Annotated in this window: 15 protein-coding genes; all 15 read left to right on the forward strand. The window is 65.5% G+C overall.

Annotation, left to right across the window (positions count from 1 at the left end; all coding sequences use genetic code 11):
* Positions 1 to 214: 214 nt before the first annotated feature.
* The 15 genes from KK141_RS07960 to KK141_RS08030 all read left to right on the forward strand — a co-directional run bounded on the left by KK141_RS07960 (position 215) and on the right by KK141_RS08030 (position 15,493).
* Positions 215 to 556: a TrbC/VirB2 family protein gene (locus KK141_RS07960; RefSeq protein ID WP_284733865.1), complete on the forward strand. Its 342-nt coding sequence runs from the start codon at positions 215 to 217 to the stop codon at positions 554 to 556.
* On the forward strand, positions 549 to 854 hold the full coding sequence (locus KK141_RS07965) for a VirB3 family type IV secretion system protein (protein ID WP_214569218.1): 306 nt from the start codon (positions 549 to 551) through the stop codon (positions 852 to 854). The genes KK141_RS07960 and KK141_RS07965 overlap by 8 nt, the downstream gene beginning before the upstream one ends.
* Before the next feature lie 68 nt (positions 855 to 922).
* Complete coding sequence (locus tag KK141_RS07970) at positions 923 to 3,400, forward strand: VirB4 family type IV secretion/conjugal transfer ATPase (RefSeq protein WP_214569219.1); 2,478 nt, start codon at positions 923 to 925, stop codon at positions 3,398 to 3,400.
* Between the two features lie 29 nt (positions 3,401 to 3,429).
* Complete coding sequence (locus tag KK141_RS07975) at positions 3,430 to 4,212, forward strand: hypothetical protein (RefSeq protein ID WP_214569220.1); 783 nt, start codon at positions 3,430 to 3,432, stop codon at positions 4,210 to 4,212.
* Positions 4,213 to 4,264: 52 nt separating this feature from the next.
* The gene (locus tag KK141_RS07980; protein WP_250901617.1) at positions 4,265 to 5,347 is read left to right on the forward strand and encodes a type IV secretion system protein; all 1,083 of its coding nucleotides are present in this window, start codon (positions 4,265 to 4,267) and stop codon (positions 5,345 to 5,347) included.
* Between the two features lie 5 nt (positions 5,348 to 5,352).
* Positions 5,353 to 5,850, forward strand: a complete 498-nt coding sequence (locus KK141_RS07985) for a DUF4189 domain-containing protein (protein WP_214569221.1) — start codon at positions 5,353 to 5,355, stop codon at positions 5,848 to 5,850.
* A gap of 146 nt (positions 5,851 to 5,996) precedes the next feature.
* Positions 5,997 to 6,335, forward strand: a complete 339-nt coding sequence (locus KK141_RS07990; protein WP_214569222.1) for a hypothetical protein — start codon at positions 5,997 to 5,999, stop codon at positions 6,333 to 6,335.
* Positions 6,336 to 6,668: 333 nt separating this feature from the next.
* On the forward strand, positions 6,669 to 7,259 hold the full coding sequence (locus KK141_RS07995) for a hypothetical protein (RefSeq protein ID WP_214569223.1): 591 nt from the start codon (positions 6,669 to 6,671) through the stop codon (positions 7,257 to 7,259).
* Positions 7,260 to 7,308: 49 nt separating this feature from the next.
* Positions 7,309 to 8,589, forward strand: a complete 1,281-nt coding sequence (locus tag KK141_RS08000; protein WP_214569224.1) for a peptidoglycan-binding protein — start codon at positions 7,309 to 7,311, stop codon at positions 8,587 to 8,589.
* A 166-nt stretch (positions 8,590 to 8,755) separates the two neighbouring features.
* Positions 8,756 to 9,460 carry a hypothetical protein gene (locus KK141_RS08005; RefSeq protein ID WP_214569225.1) on the forward strand — a complete coding sequence of 235 codons (705 nt, stop codon included), beginning with the start codon at positions 8,756 to 8,758 and terminating at the stop codon, positions 9,458 to 9,460.
* Positions 9,461 to 9,492: 32 nt separating this feature from the next.
* On the forward strand, positions 9,493 to 10,875 hold the full coding sequence (locus tag KK141_RS08010) for an XVIPCD domain-containing protein (protein ID WP_214569226.1): 1,383 nt from the start codon (positions 9,493 to 9,495) through the stop codon (positions 10,873 to 10,875).
* 59 nt (positions 10,876 to 10,934) lie between these two features.
* On the forward strand, positions 10,935 to 11,585 hold the full coding sequence (locus KK141_RS08015; protein ID WP_214569227.1) for a hypothetical protein: 651 nt from the start codon (positions 10,935 to 10,937) through the stop codon (positions 11,583 to 11,585).
* 89 nt (positions 11,586 to 11,674) lie between these two features.
* Positions 11,675 to 12,199: a hypothetical protein gene (locus tag KK141_RS08020; protein ID WP_214569228.1), complete on the forward strand. Its 525-nt coding sequence runs from the start codon at positions 11,675 to 11,677 to the stop codon at positions 12,197 to 12,199.
* The gene (locus KK141_RS08025; RefSeq protein WP_214569229.1) at positions 12,196 to 13,638 is read left to right on the forward strand and encodes an XVIPCD domain-containing protein; all 1,443 of its coding nucleotides are present in this window, start codon (positions 12,196 to 12,198) and stop codon (positions 13,636 to 13,638) included. The genes KK141_RS08020 and KK141_RS08025 overlap by 4 nt, the downstream gene beginning before the upstream one ends.
* Before the next feature lie 175 nt (positions 13,639 to 13,813).
* Complete coding sequence (locus KK141_RS08030) at positions 13,814 to 15,493, forward strand: type IV secretory system conjugative DNA transfer family protein (protein WP_214569230.1); 1,680 nt, start codon at positions 13,814 to 13,816, stop codon at positions 15,491 to 15,493.
* Positions 15,494 to 15,532 lie beyond the last annotated feature (39 nt).

A 15,532-nucleotide genomic window follows, 5' to 3' on the forward strand; every position in this document is an offset into this window, starting at 1 on the left:
GGCTGCCGCCCGCAGGGCGCGGCCACCACGATTCGCGCGCGGGTACGCCTGGCCTGCCGCGAAGGCCCTCGGGCCGCCAGCAAGCTCCGGCCCAGGCCGGGCCGTCCGTTGTATCAACAATGCTCGCGGGCTGACGCCCGTCACCGAACCGCCCAGAAGGAACCGTCCAATGGCTAACAAGCTCAACATCCCGACCACCATGAACACCAAGAACATGCTCGCCATGATGATCATGGGCCTGGTTCTTGTCGCCACCATCGCCATGCCCGACCTGGCGTTCGCGCAGGACTTCGGCGGCACCGACACCAAGATCTGCGGCTTCTTCAAGAACATCAACGGCCTGCTCAACATGGCGTCGATCGCCGTGGTGACCATCGCGGTGATCTTCTCCGGCTACCAGATCGCCTTCGCCCACAAGCGCATCGGCGACGTGGCTCCGATCCTGATCGGCGGCGTGCTGATCGGCGCGGCGGCCCAGATCGCCAAGATGCTGATCGGCGACACCGGCAACAGCTGCTCGGCCGCCGTGATCCACATCCTGCAGCACTATGCATAAGAACGCGCTCTTCCGGGGCTGCACGCGCCCGCCCATGTTCATGGGCGTGCCGTACATACCCTTCTTCATCGGAGCGGGAAGCGGACTGCTGTTGGCCATGTACTCCGGCAACATGCTGCTGCTGGCGATCATCCCGCCGATCATCATGGTGATGCGCCAGATGGCGCGCCGCGATGAGCTGATCTTCCGCCTGCTGGGGCTGCGGCTGCAGTTCCGGACCCGGGTGCGCAATCTGCAGCAGAACGAAGGCATGTGGGTGTTCACCCCCAATGCCTATCGGGATCACAAAGACAAGTAATCCAAGGGCCCCCCGGCGAAGACTTTCGCCGGGGGCGGCCTTTTCGACACATCACCGGTCATCGAGCCATGTTCACGTCAGACGCACCCATCAGCGAATTCCTGCCACTGTCCACCCATGTATCCCCGACCGTGCTCAAGACCACGGGCGGCGACTACATGCTCGTATGGCGGCTGGAAGGCCTGCCCTTCGTCGGACGCGAGGAATGGGAACTCGAGCACCGGCACAACACCTTCAACCGCATGCTGCAGACCCTGCGCGCGCCGGACTTCGTCAACGTGGCCTTCTGGGTCCATGACGTGCGCCGCCGCCGCAAGCTGGTCAACAACAGCCGCTTCGACCACACCTTCAACCAGGGCCTGTCCGACGCTTACTACAGCGCGCTGTCGGCCCAGAAGCTGATGCAGAACGAGCTGTATCTCACGCTGATCTACCGTCCGGTGGTGTCCGGCAAGCGCTTCGCCGACAAGACGGAAAACGTCAGCCAGCTCGAAGCCGAGCAGCAGCAGGCGATCGCCACCATCCTGGAGCTGGCCGGCAACGTCGAGGCCGTGCTCAAGGAGTACTCGCCCACCCGCCTGGGCATGTACGAGGCCAGCAACGGCATCGTGTTCTCCGAGCCGCTGGAATTCTTCGGCTATCTGCTCAACCGCATCGACGAACCGGTGCCGGTGCTGCAGGCGCCGGTGTACCGCTACCTGCCGGTGAGCAAGCAGCGCTTCTCCGCCAAGACCGGCGACTTCGTGATCACCACGCCCACCGGCGTGAATCACTTCGGTGCGGTGCTCAACATCAAGGAATACCCGGACGGCACCTATCCGGGCATCCTCAACGGCCTGAAGTATCTCGACTTCGAATACGTGGTCACCCACTCGTTCAGCCCGATGGGCCGCCAGGATGCGCTGAAGGCGCTGGAGCGCACCAAGGGCATGATGATCTCCTCCGGCGACAAGGCCGTGAGCCAGATCATCGAGATGGATCAGGCCATGGACCAGCTCGCCTCCGGCAACTTCGTGCTGGGCGAGTACCACTTCATGATGACCATCTATGCGGCCACGCACGAACTGCTCTCGCAGCAGATCGCCGCCACCCGCGCGGAACTCTCGAACGCCGGCTTCATCTCGATCAAGGAAGACCTGGCGGTCACCGCTTCGTACTACTCGCAGTTCCCCGCCAACTGGAAGTTCCGCACCCGCCTGGCCAACGTCAGCTCGCTGAACTTCCTGGGCCTGTCCCCGCTGCACAACTTCGCGCTGGGCAAGAAGGAGAACAACCCCTGGGGCGACTGCGTCACCACGCTGCAGACCACCAACGGCCAGCCGTACTACTTCAATTTCCACGCCACCCACCCGGGCGAGAATTCGCTGGGCGAGAAGGCGATCGCCAACACCATGGTCATCGGCAAGTCCGGTACCGGTAAGACCGCGCTGATCAACTTCCTGCTCAGCCAGGTGCAGAAGCTCAAGCCTGCGCCGACCATCTTCTTCTTCGACAAGGACAAGGGTGCGGAAATCTTCGTGCGCGCCTGCGGCGGCAACTACCTGGCGCTGGAGAACGGCCAGCCGACCGGCTTCAACCCGTTCCAGTGCGAGCGCAACGAAGGCAACGTGCAGTTCCTGTCCGACCTGGTCAAGGTGCTGGCGGGCAAAAGCGTGTACAGCTCGCGCGAGGAGGACGACATCTTCCGCGCGGTCGAGGCCATCCTCGACACGCCGATGCACCTGCGCACCATGACCAACTTCCAGAAGAGCCTGCCCAACATGGGCGACGACGGCCTGTTCGTGCGCATGCGCAAGTGGACCGCCGGCAACTCGCTGGGCTGGGTGTTCGACAACCCGGTCGACACCATCGACCTGCAGAAAGCCAACATCATCGGCTTCGACTACACCGACATCATCGACAACCCCGAAGTGCGCTCGCCGGTGATCAACTACCTGCTGCACCGCCTGGAGTCGCTGATCGACGGCCGCCGCCTGATCTACGTGATGGACGAGTTCTGGAAGATCCTGGACGGCAAGGGCGGCCTGAAGGAATTCGCCAAGAACAAGCAGAAGACCATCCGTAAGCAGAACGGCATGGGCATCTTCGCCACGCAAAGTCCTGAGGACGCGCTGGCCAGCGACATCTCCGCCGCGCTGATCGAGCAGACCGCCACCATGGTGCTGCTGCCCAACCCGAATGCCAGCCGCGAGGACTACATCAACGGCCTCAAGCTGACGGAAGCGGAATACCAGGTGGTCGTGGGACTGGACGAGCGCTCGCGCTGCTTCCTGGTCAAGCAGGGCCATGCCTCGTCGGTATGCCAGCTCAACCTGCGCGGCCTGGACGATGCGCTGGCGGTGATCTCCGCCTCCACCGACAACATCGAGATCATGCACCAGGTGCTGGCCGAACACGCCAACGCCGCCGGCGTGCCCGCCGGCGATCTCAAGCCCGACCAGTGGCTGCCCACCTTCTACGAGCGCCGCAAGGGCAGCGGCAAGGGCCGGCCGAGTTCGCCGGCCGGCGCCAACCAGAGCACCCCCCGCCGCACCGCGGCCGGCTGACCCCAACCCTCGACTACGGACAACGTGCCATGACCAAGCAAACGCGCACCCCCCGTCTTCTGAAGCTTCCGGCCGCCGTGGCATTCGCGGTGGTCTCGCTCAGCGGTTTCTACGCCAACCAGGCGCAGGCCCAGTGGGCGGTCATCGACCCGGCGCATATCGCGCAGGACGCCGCTAACTTCATCCAGACCGCGGCGCAGTACGGCAAGGAAGTCGCGCAGTACGCGGCCGTGCTGCAGCACTACGCGCAGCAGCTGATTTCGCTGCAGAGCATGAGCTTCTCCAGCGTGCTGAGCCTGGACACCACCTACACCAGGATCGCCCCCGACGCCGGCGTGGCGGACGCCTGCCCCTCGCCCAAGGATGGCGTGGCCATCATCCCCGGCCTGCTGACGCTGTCCCTGCCCAAGCTGCAGGATTCGGTGGTGGATAGCCAGATGAAGGTCTGCCAGCAGATCGTGATGCGGCGCAACCACCAGTACAACGTCACCGTGGACATGCTCAACCGCATCAACACCGTCTATGGCGGGTATGCGAAGCAGTTCGAGCAGATCTCGCAGATGGTCGGCACCAGCCAGGGCGCACTCGCCGGCGCGCAGGCCAACATCGCGCGCGGCCAGGCCAGCATGGATACCGAAATGCGCCTGTGGCAGGTGCAGATCCAGAGCGACGACCAGATCATCAAGTATCTGGAAAGCCAGCAGGCCCAGCTCGGCCAGGAAGCGATGAAGGGCAAGAGCACGATCCTGGGCACCATCGTCCAGGCCGGTACGCTGAAGCTCGCCTTCGACGAACTGAACAGCGGCAACTGAAGCCTTCCTGCACTGAAGCTTTTCGCGACACGAACCTAAGGAACTGGGTGCTATGCCTCCATCAACTACTGGCGATTATATTTTCTTCGCGCTGGTCAACAGCTACCTGAAGAGCCAGATCGCCCACTTCCAGCAGGACGTGCTCGGACGCATGGCGCTGTGGGCGTCCACCTTCGCGGTCATCCTGGTCACCCTGTGGGTGGCGATCCAGGGCTATCGCATGGTGACCGGCCAGAGCCGCGAGCCGATGATGGCCCTGGTCGCCAACATGGCGAAGATCGTCTTCATCGTCTCCGTGGCCACCACCCTGGCCGTCGCGGGCAACGACATCCAGGAACTGCTGACCACCGATCTCGGCAAGCACATCAACTTCCTGTTCACCGGCAACGACAGCTCGCCGGAGGACATGATCGACAAGAACCTGGCCAAGACCCAGCTGGCCCTGTCGGCGATCGAGGTGATCAAGGTCAATCCCACCGACATCGAAATGGCGGGCCAGAAATCGAAGGCCGAACTGCTGGCCACCTTCGGCACCGCCAGTCCGCCGATGACCGCCGGCGCGATGCTGCTGCTCTACCAGTTCGCTATGGCGCTATTCATCGGACTGGGACCATTGTTCATCTTGTGCCTGATCTTCGAGCAGACCAAGGAACTCTTCCGAAAATGGTTGATGTACGGCATCGGCACCTTGTTCTCGATGGCTATGCTGGCGGTGGTGACGTCGATCGCCATGCGCCTGTGCCTGAGCGTCGCCGAGGCGCTGTGGGCGGCCAACCTGATCAATGGCCTCACCGGCCAGGGCGCGGAAGGCCTGTCCAGCCTGGCCTTGCAGCAGGGCGGCATCGGCCTGCTGATGACGGTGCTGATCGTCAGCGTGCCGCCGATGGCCGCGATGTTCTTCCAGGGCACCATGGGCAATTTCATGGCGTATTCGGCGATGGGCGGCGCGAACAGCCAGCCCGGCAAGGCGGGGCAGCCGCCGGGGTCGTATATGCCGTCGCCTCAATCCCAGGCCACGCCGGATACGAGGTCGATTCCCTCCTCGCCAACACCCGGCCTGGGGGTGCGTACGCCCAGTACGCCAATGACAGCCTCGGCCGATCAGGTCAAGATTGGCCAGAATCGAGAAACGTGATCGCCATGAAATCCTTGCTGATCCTGCTCTTTTGCATCCTTTGCTTCAGCCCTGTGCTTCATGCTGAAGGGGGTTGCCCCCCTGGCATGGTTCCGCAAGGTGGGCAAGGCGCGGTTTCCTGCCGCCCCATTCCCGGTTATGGCCAGCCGGGGAGTCAGGCGCCCATACCGGGAGCGCCGCAAAATGTCGTTTGGGTCGAGCGTTGGGGAGCGGTCGCGCTGGACGCCCAGTACACCGGCAACCTCGGCGCTGCGCGTAACAAAGCCAGTCGATCCGAGGCAGAGCAGATCGCCATGGCGAACTGTCAATCGCTCGGTTCGACGAAATGTGAACTGATCTCCGCTTTCTCCAACAGTTGCGTCGCGGTAGCGAAGGCTGACAACCACTATAGCGTCGCAACCCGCCCGACCAAGCCCGAGGCCGAGAAAGTAGTCATAGGCCTATGTGATGACGCGTCATGCAAGGTTGTCTTTAGCAGCTGCAGCACGGCGCTGCGCCTTTAGCCTCGATCGAATGCAGGCGATGTATGGAACAGCTTTCGCCAGAGGTAGCGTGAGACATCCATGAACCGGCAGATGCAAAGCGATCCACGGCGCACGTGTCTTTCCTTCTGAAACCCGCATAACCATCCCATCGCAAAGGAATGCCCATGAAGAAAGCACTGCTGCTCATCCTGCTCCTGGCCGTCAGTACCACGGCGTCCGCGCAGTTCTTTAAGGCGATCCCCTACTACGGGAACAACCCTTACCTGTTCTGCACCCTCGGTATGCCCTCGGACTGCTGGCTGCCCTCCAATCCGGTGACCGGCTCGTTCACGGTCACCGACTGGGAGTGCTTCAACGCGACGTCCGCGCTCGTCTACGAGGACATCTGTCCGAAAGCGTTCCCGGGCGCATCGACGACCGGCAACCTCGGCAGCTCGCTGGAACCGGTGCCGCCCGCGAACCCCGCGAACGGCACGTCCGACTCGACCCAATCCAGCCGCTGAACGCTGGCACGACGGAAAGATGCCGCCCACCTGCCCGCAGGTGGGCGGATGTGACGAAGCGCAGGACGCAAAGCAAATTTCAGGCAATTCCGCACATACCTTGCACTTGCCTTACACCGCCGCGGCATTGACACTCGTGGACGGCAGATTGAAAGGACCCATCGTTCCATGAGCCCAAGGAAGCTACTGCTCGTCGCGCTGCTGGCCTCGCTGAGCGCGTGCGGCTCATCGCAATCGGCCGATCCTTCTACCGCGTCGTCGGCGAAGGCACCGGCAGCAGCGGCTTCCGCGCCTGTGGCGCATGCCGCCGCCGAAACTCAAGGAAAGAGTGCCATGTCTCCCCTGCAGAACCTTCTTGGCGTGTTCGCCGCCACCCACGCCTCGCCCTGGACGGCCTTCGACGCCGTGGCCGGCGTGCAGTGGCGCGACGCCAAGCCGCTGGACAACCCCGACGCCACCGGCTCCGACATGTCGCACTACCGCAGCGGCAACCTGCTGCTGGCGGGCTTCGGCATGGTCGACGTGCCGGACGGCAAGACCGGCGAAGAAGCAGGGACCAAGCAGGACAACGAAGGCAACGTCGGCGCCACGCTCAACGGCGACGCGGCCGCGGTGCAGTCGATCGCGCTGGTGAAGTTCTATCCCAGCGAGAACTACCAGGAAATCCTGCAGCACCAGTTGAGCGGCGATGCCGCCATCAAGCCCATTGGCGGCTCCTGCGCGCTGGACTTCGGCACCACCGCCGCCAACACGCAGAAGAACGCCTTCTACCAGATCACGCTCGGGGCCAACGCCGCGCCCGTCTTCGCCGAGGCTTATATCGACGACGACGGCGGCAACCAGGGTCCGGGCAGCACCACGTTCGTGTTTTACCGGAGCAAGCCGGCGCAGCGGATGGAGGCCATGCGCTGTAAGGAGACGTAAACCCTCCTCCACAACTCAACCAGCATCGTCATCCACTAAGGAGTAAGCAATGGCTGATAGACGAGAGCACGCAGTGGCCACTGCGCAGGCATACCACCAGGGCAACATCGCCGGTCTGGACGACGCGATGACCCGCAGGCTGATCGCTTCCGTCGTCATGACGGAGAGCAACGGCGGCAACCTCAGCGTGACCAACAAGCAGGGTTATGTCGGCCGCTACCAGGCCGGCGCCGGCTGGCTCGCGGACGCAGGCTACATCGACAAGGAAAAACTGCAGGAGGCCATGAAGGGCAGCCGCAGCGAATGGGCATGGGCGTCCAAGGGCGGCATGACCGAGTTCCTCAACGATCCTTCCAACTGGAAGAACGGCCTGAGCCTGGAGAAGTACAAGGGCTCCGCCGAGCTGCAGGACAATGCCTTCCGCATCAACAGCGACCACGCCTACAAGCAGGCGCTGAAGAACGGTGTGCTGCACGAGGACGACAAGCCCGAGAAGATCGCCGGCTTCCTCAAGGCGCGCCATATCGCCGGCTACGGCGGCGCCGTGGCGGCGATCACCGGCGGCCGCGTGATGCGCGACAGCAACGGCACCAGCAATTACGACTACATGCACGACATCACGCGCAACCGTGATGGCCTGGACCAGCTGATGAAGCGCGCGCCCGGGCAGCACACCCCGGAACCGGCCCGCGACAGCGCACCGGGTGTGCTCAAGCAGGGTGCGCATGGCGCCGAGGTCGGCAAGCTGCAGGAGGAACTCAACCGCCTGGGCTACGACCTGAAGGCCGACAAGCAGTTCGGCCCGCAGACCGAAGCGAAGCTCAAGGCCTTCCAGCACGACCACGGCCTGAAGTCCGACGGCCAGTACGGCCCGCAGACCAAGGCCGCGCTCGACCGCGAGCTGAAGCAGCACGCCGAGCGCGGCGACAAGCAGCTCGGCGACCAGGCGCATCCCGCGCACGGCGTGTTCAAGCAGGCGCTGGACGGCGTGCACAAAATCGACGCCGACCGCCAGCGCACGCCGGACCAGATCAGCCAGAACGTGGCCGGCTCGCTCGCCGTCGCCGCGCAGCGCGCCGGTCTCAGCCGCATCGACCACGTGCTGATGAGCGAGGACGGCAGCCGCGTCTATGCCGTGCAGGGCGACCTCAACTCGCCGCACAAGCGCATGGCCGAGGTGCCGACGCAGCAGGCGGTGAACACGTCGCTGGAGCAGAGCAGCCGCGAGATGGCCAAGCTCGGCGAACAGCACACCGCCAGCAAGCAGCAGACGCAGACGCAGACGCACGAGGCTCAGCAGGCCCAGGCGACTACGCCGCAGCACAGGTAATCGCTGTGCCGCGGCCGGAACAGGCGCCGGCCGCGGCACAGTCCACCAACTGCGAAAGTCCCTGAACAACCTGTCGAACTTCGATGCCCAGCACGCGGCCGTTGCTCACACGACAGCCGCTCCCGCTCCGCACCACCGCAAGTCCGCTCCGGAAGGAAACATCCGCATGACCGTCAGCCGATCCAGCCTCCGCCTCCTGCCCTGCCTGCTGCTGGCAGCGTGCAGCCATTCGGCGAGCGAGGGCCAGCTGCCGGTGCCTTCCGGCGAAGCCGCTGCCACGCAACCGGCCACCGCCGTTTCCGCCCAGCCGGCACCGCATGCACCCGCACCGGCCGGCACCGCGCCGGCCGCCGACGCATCGATGCCCAAGGACATGCCCATGGAAGGGCCGCTGCCGCCACCCGTCGCCAACCTGCCGGGCATTGCCTGCACCCAGAAGAAAAAAGACTGGGCGCCGGAATGCACGGCCGGCGAGTACCAGATCGTGGTGAACACGGAAGGCTGCAGCGCGGACGGCATCTACGGCCAGATCCAGGCCAACGACCAGCCCTCCGCGGTGCTGGCCACGGCTTTCCCGCCCTTCCCGTCCACGCCGGTGGCCAAGCTGCACGACATGCAGTTCGTCTGCGTCATGGCCAACGCGCACAAGCAGGCGGGGCAGCCGGAATGGCACTACGTGGTGGCGATCCCGGCGGAATCCGTCGCGGCCTGCAAGCACAGCGAGCTGTGCGGCGAGCCCGGCGCGCCGAAGGTGGAATGGATCAAGCCGGCGCCGCACGGCGCCTGCCGGCTGGAGCACGGGCAGTACGTGGATTGCGCCGCCGGCTGGGTAAGCGCATCGCAGTACGCAGAGTTCTCGATGGGACTGTAAGCAGCCTTTCTTTCTGACCACTCGGAGGATGTATGGGTCGCGAAATTCTGGATGAGGCTTACCGTCATTTTGCGCAGGAAGGCCGCAAGTACGAATACGGCCGCGGCGACATGAGCCTGAAGAACGGCTCCCCCAATCACCGCTCGGATTCAAGCCGCACCGAGCAGGACCTCGACAAGGACGGCTACTACGGCGTCGATTGCTCGTCCCTGGTCTGGCGCGGCATGAAGAACGCCGGCTACGACGTCGGCAACGAACCGTTCGCCACGTCCAAGCTCTACGACGGCGGCTTCACCGGCTACGCCAAGCAGCACTTCGACATCGTGCCGGCCGAGGACGCGCGCAAGACGCCGGGCTCGCTGCAGCCGGGCGACCTGCTGATGTTCGACAGCAAGCACGGACGCCACGTGGCCATCTTCAAGGGCTACGACGGCAAGGGAAACATCGAGTTCTACGGCTCCCAGGTCAGCACCGGCCCCGCGCTGAGCAAGGCGATGGGCCCGACCGACACCAAGGAGGGCTATTGGAACGGCGGCGATTTCAAGATCGTCGGCGCGATGCGTCCCAAGCCCGAGTTCCAGGTGCACCAGCCGCTGCACGGGCATGAGAAGGTCAATATCCCGGAGGCGCCGAACGGCCCGATGGTCACGCGCCATCACCCGGCCGGCCATCACGCGCCCACGCCGCCGAGCCACAGCGCAGCCCCGCACCAGCCCGCCGCGCCGGCAGCGCCTGCGCACCAGCCGCCGGCCCATCCGGCGGAGCACAAGCACGCGCAAGAGAACTACCTGCACAAGGGCGCGCGCGGCGGCGACGTGATGAGCCTGCAGCAGGAGCTGACCAAGCTCGGCTATCCGGTGCATCCCGACGGCAAGTTCGGCGGCCTCACCGACGAGGCGCTGCGCAAGTTCCAGCACGATCACAAGCTGGAACCCGATGGCGTCGCCGGGCCCAAGACCATGGACGCGGTGCGCCACCAGCTCGAGCAGCAGAAGCACCACGACCAGAAGGCGCCGATGCGCCTGGACAACCCGGCCCATCCGGAGAACGCCCTGTACAAGCAGGCGCTGGATGCGGTGCACCGCCTCGACGCCTCCCACCAGCGCGAACCGAACCACCAGAGCGGCCAGCTCGCCGGCTCGCTCGCGGCGCGCGCACGCGAGGAAGGCCTGCAGCACATCGACCACGCGGTGCTCAGCGACGACGCCAAGCACACCTACGCGGTGCAGGGCGATCTGAACTCGCCGTTCAAGCGCGTGGCCGGCGTGGACACCGCCCAGGCGGTGAATACCCCGCTGGAAAAGAGCACCACGGCGCTGGAGCACGCCGCCAGCACGCAGACGCAGAACGCGCAGCACCAGCAGCAGAAGCAGCAGCAGGCGCCCGCCCCGGCGGGTCCCAGCGTTTCCCACTAACCGGCAACGCCCGGGCCTGTCCGCACGGACAGGCCCGGCTTCTTCCGCAGAGACCAGCCATGTCGATCAGAACCGCGTCGATCAGAACTCCATCACTCAAAACCGGGAAGGGCTTCACTCTCCCTCTGCTGCTGCTCCTGCTCGTGCAGGGCGCATCGGCCGCGGACACCAAGGAGACCGCGCCGCCGAAGCCCGCCGCCGTCAGCGCCCCCGCCGCCGCCAGCGTGCCGCAGGGCTTTTCCTCCTATGCGGCGGAACCGGCCGGAGACAACAAGCAGTGCGTGGTCGGCGCCGTCGCCGACGCGGACGGCATGAACCAGAAGCCGTTCGTCTTCGTTGAGGACACCGCCGCCAACCGCGTGCTGTGGACCCGCCCGCTGGACCTGCCCTCCAACACCTTCCAGGGCCGCGCCACCCATTGCCTGCACAAGGGCGGCACCGTCTACGTGCTGCTGCAGGCCGACACGCAGGCGGCGCAGTCGCTGTCGCAGACCCAGCTGCGCGTGATCGAGCTGGATGCCGCCACCGGGAGCGTCACCGGCAACCGCGAGGTGCCGATGCCCGGCGCGGCCGAGGCCACCTCGGCCTGGGTCGACAAGGGCGAGGATGCCTTCCGCCTCGCCGGCAAGAACGGCCTGGCCATCAGCGGCGAATACTTCCGCCTGGCCGACCCGGACAAGCATCTTACGTTCACGGTCACCCTGCACTGAGCATGGGTGCCGCCGTGCATCCGCGACCGCGCCGCGCCGCCTGTGCGCTGCTGCTGGCGCTCGCGTCCACCACCGCTTTCGGTTCTCCCATGAAGACTCCAGAGATCAAGCAGAACCCGCATCCGCGCAAGCGCTACGAGCTGACGCTCAGCATCGAGGGCGCGCCGGGGCCGTTCGATTCCATCAAGGGCACCGTGCACTACAAGGTGCAGAACGAACGCTGCGTGCCGGCCACGCCGGTCAGCGGCGCCACGCTCACGCCGGAGCAGGATGTCGCCATCGACTTCGTCCGCATCAGCGACCATGAGTACAAAGGCTCGCTCTACGCCGACCTGCTGCAGGACGAGGACTACTACGGCATGGGCGTGTGCCACTGGGCGGTGAACACCGCCTGGGCCACGCTGCGGATCAAGGGCGTGGAATTCTCGCCGGCGATGGATTCGCGCGAACTGCTGGCGGAGAAGCCGGTGCCCACGTATTTCGTGCGCAGCGAATATTTCAACAGCAGCGACGAGCGCACCGCCTTCGGCACGCCCAACCGCGCACTGTTCAAGCCCACCACGCGCACCGACATCTTCTCGATGACGCTGACGGCCAGGGAGACGGCCCCATGAGCACGGACAGCACCGGGACCAGCACCGGCATCGGCACCGAGATCGGCACCACCGACTACGCCCTGCTCGCGCGCGACGCCTACCAGGACCGCCAGACCAACCAGACGGTCGAACTCGGCGGCATCAAATACCGCGTCTTCGATCACACCGACGACCCGCGCACCGGCTACCAGGGCACTGCCTACCAGCGCGTGGACACCGGCGCGATCGTGATCGCCCACCGCGGCTCCGAATTCGACCGCGAGCTGCTGCAGGACGGCGGCACCGACGCCGGCATGGTGCTCACCGGCCTCAATGCGCAGGCACCGGACGCCACCGCCTTCACCCAGCGCGTGATGGACAAGGCGCACCAGCAATCCGAACAGCTGGGCGTGCCGTACGACGTCACCGTCACCGGCCATTCGCTCGGCGGCACCCTGGCCGAACTCACCGCCGCGCGGCTGAACCTGAAGGGCGAAACCTTCAACGCCTACGGCGCCGCCGGCCTGCTCTACGGCCTGCCCGAAGGCGGCCACCAGGTGATCGACCATATCCGCGCCGGCGACCTGGTCAGCGCGGCCAGCCCGCACTTCGGCGAGGTGCGCATCTATGCCGCGCCGCAGGACATCGACACCTTGAGCAAGGCCGGCTACCGCGACGACAGCGGCCCGCTCAGCCCGCGCAACCCGCTCAAGGCCACCGACTTCAGCGCGCACGCGATCGACAACTTCGTGCCGGACAACAAGCTGCTCGGCCATTCCATCGTCAGCCCCGAGAACGCCGCCCTGTACCAGGAACACAAGGGCATGATCGACCGCTACCGCGAGGACGTGCGCGACATCCGCACCGTGCTGTCGGCGCCGTGGGAAGTGCCGCGCGCCGTGGTGCACGGCGTGGAGCACGTGGCGCAGGAAGTGGGCGAGAAAGTCTCCGAAGGCGTGCATGCCGTCGGGAACGCGGTCAGCCATGCGGTGCACGAGGTGGAGGAGAAGCTGGAGCACCTCGGCGACCGTGCCTCTCATGCCATCCACACGCTCACCCATCCGAGCGAGTGGCATCACGCCAAGCCGCCGCTCGACCAGCCCGGCCATCCGGACCACGCCCTGTTCCAGCAGGCGCGCGATGCGGTGCACGTGCTGGATGCCTCGCACCATCGCGCCTCGGACCAGCGCAGCGACAATCTTTCGGGCGCGCTGGTGGTGGCTTCGCGCCAGGCCGGCCTGGAGCGCATCGACCGCGTGGTGCTCAGCGACGACGGCAGCCGCGCCTACGCCGTGCAGGGCGATCTGAACTCGCCGTTCAAGCGGGTGGCCGAGGTACCGACCCAGCAGGCGGTGAACACGCCACTGGAACGCAGCAGCGCGCAGCTCGAACAAGCCGCCGCGCAGAAGCAGCAGGCGGGCCAGCCGGGGCAGCAGCAAGGGCCGGCGCCCGGCCAGCCGCAGCATCAGGGCGCCTGAGGCCGGGCTGGCGCGGACGCGAAGGCGATCACCGGACCTGTCACCGAAACCCGTTTACACTAGGTGGAATGACAGTCGGAACGGATGCCGCGGGGGCTGATACCCACCGCGGCATGGCAAGACCACAGGGGCCGAAGCACCCTGCTTCGGAGCAATGGATGCGAGTCAGGTTCTCATGAGCAAGACGAAATGGTATTGGGCCGCCGGCCTGCTGCTGGCCGCCCTCGTCGGCGGCATGTTCTTTTCCGGCTGGCTGGTGCGCCTGCTGCTGAAAGTGGAGGTTCCGCTGTCGTGGAACACCTACTACCAGTACGTGGCGGCGCTGAAGCTGCCGGACTACCAGGCCTACGCCGGCCGCATCAAGGCGGCGGGCTACGTCGGCTTCGGCATCCCGGTGGTGCTGTGGATGGTGGTGTTCTACTTCATCGCCCGCACGCACAAGCCCTCCATGCACGGCGACGCGCGCTTCGCCCACGGCGGCGACCTGCGCAAGGCCGGCATGTTCAAGGAGCAGGCCAACGGCATCCTGGTCGGCAAGTACCGGGGTGACCTGGTGCGCCTTGGCGGCCAGCAGTTCGTGATCCTGGCCGCGCCGACCCGCTCGGGCAAGGGCGTGGGCGTGGTGATCCCGAACCTGCTCGACTACCAGGAATCCATGGTGGTGCTGGACATCAAGCAGGAGAACTACGAGCTCACCTCCGGCTGGCGCGCCGGCCAGGGCCACGAGATCTACCTGTTCAACCCCTTCGCCGAAGACCGCCGCTCGCATCGCTGGAATCCGCTGAGCTACGTGTCCAAGGACCCGTCCTTCCGCGTGTCCGACCTGATGAGCATCTCCGCGATGCTGTACCCGGACGGCGCGGACGACCAGAAATTCTGGGTGAGCCAGGCGCGCAACGCCTTCATGGCCTTCACCCTGTACCTGTGCGAGAAGTGGGAGCACGACGAGCAGAAGGGCCTGCCCCTGGTGCTGCGCGACAAGCCCACCCTGGGCGCGGTGTACCGGCTTTCTTCCGGCGACGGCACCGACCTGCGCCAGCTGTACCAGTGGATGTCGCAGCAGCCCTTCCTCAGCAGCAATGCGCAGTCGGCCTTCGCCAACCTGCTGTCGCAGGCGAACGAAACCTTCGCCTCGATCCTCGGCACCTTCAAGGAGCCGCTCAACGCCTGGATCAACCCGGTGCTGGACGCGGCCACCGGCGACGACGACTTCCTGCTCACCGACGTGCGCAAGAAGCGCATGACCATCTATATCGGCATCCAGCCCAACAAGCTGGCCGAGAGCCGGCTGATCGTGAACCTGTTCTTCAGCCAGCTGATCAACCAGAACACCAAGGAACTGCCGCAGAACAACAAGGCGCTCAAGCACCAGTGCCTGCTGCTGATGGACGAGTTCACCTCGATCGGCAAGGTGGACATCATCTCTTCCGCCGTGTCGTACATGGCCGGCTACAACATCCGCCTGCTGCCGATCATCCAGAGCGTGGCCCAGCTCGATGCCACCTACGGCAAGGAAGTGGCGCGCACGCTGATCACCAACCACGCGCTGCAGATCGTCTATGCGCCGCGCGAGCAGCAGGACGCCAACGACTACTCCGAGATGCTCGGCTACACCACCGTGCGCAAGGAAAACGTCACCCGCGGCAAGGGCGGCGACCGCTCGCGCAGCGAGTCCGAGGAGCGCCGCGCGCTGATGCTGCCGCAGGAACTGAAGGCCATGGGCGCGGACAAGGAAGTGTTCCTGTACGAAGGCATCCCGCATCCGGTGATGTGCGAGAAGATCCGCTATTACAAGGACAGCTACTTCACCTCGCGCCTGCTGCCCAAGGTCGACATTCCCACCTTGAAGATCTGAGGCCGCAAACCGGGCCAACCTGGGCGAACCCGGGCGGCG

Source organism: Dyella sp. LX-66 (genome assembly GCF_018599165.1).
GTDB classification, from domain to species: Bacteria; Pseudomonadota; Gammaproteobacteria; order Xanthomonadales; family Rhodanobacteraceae; genus Dyella_D; species Dyella_D marensis.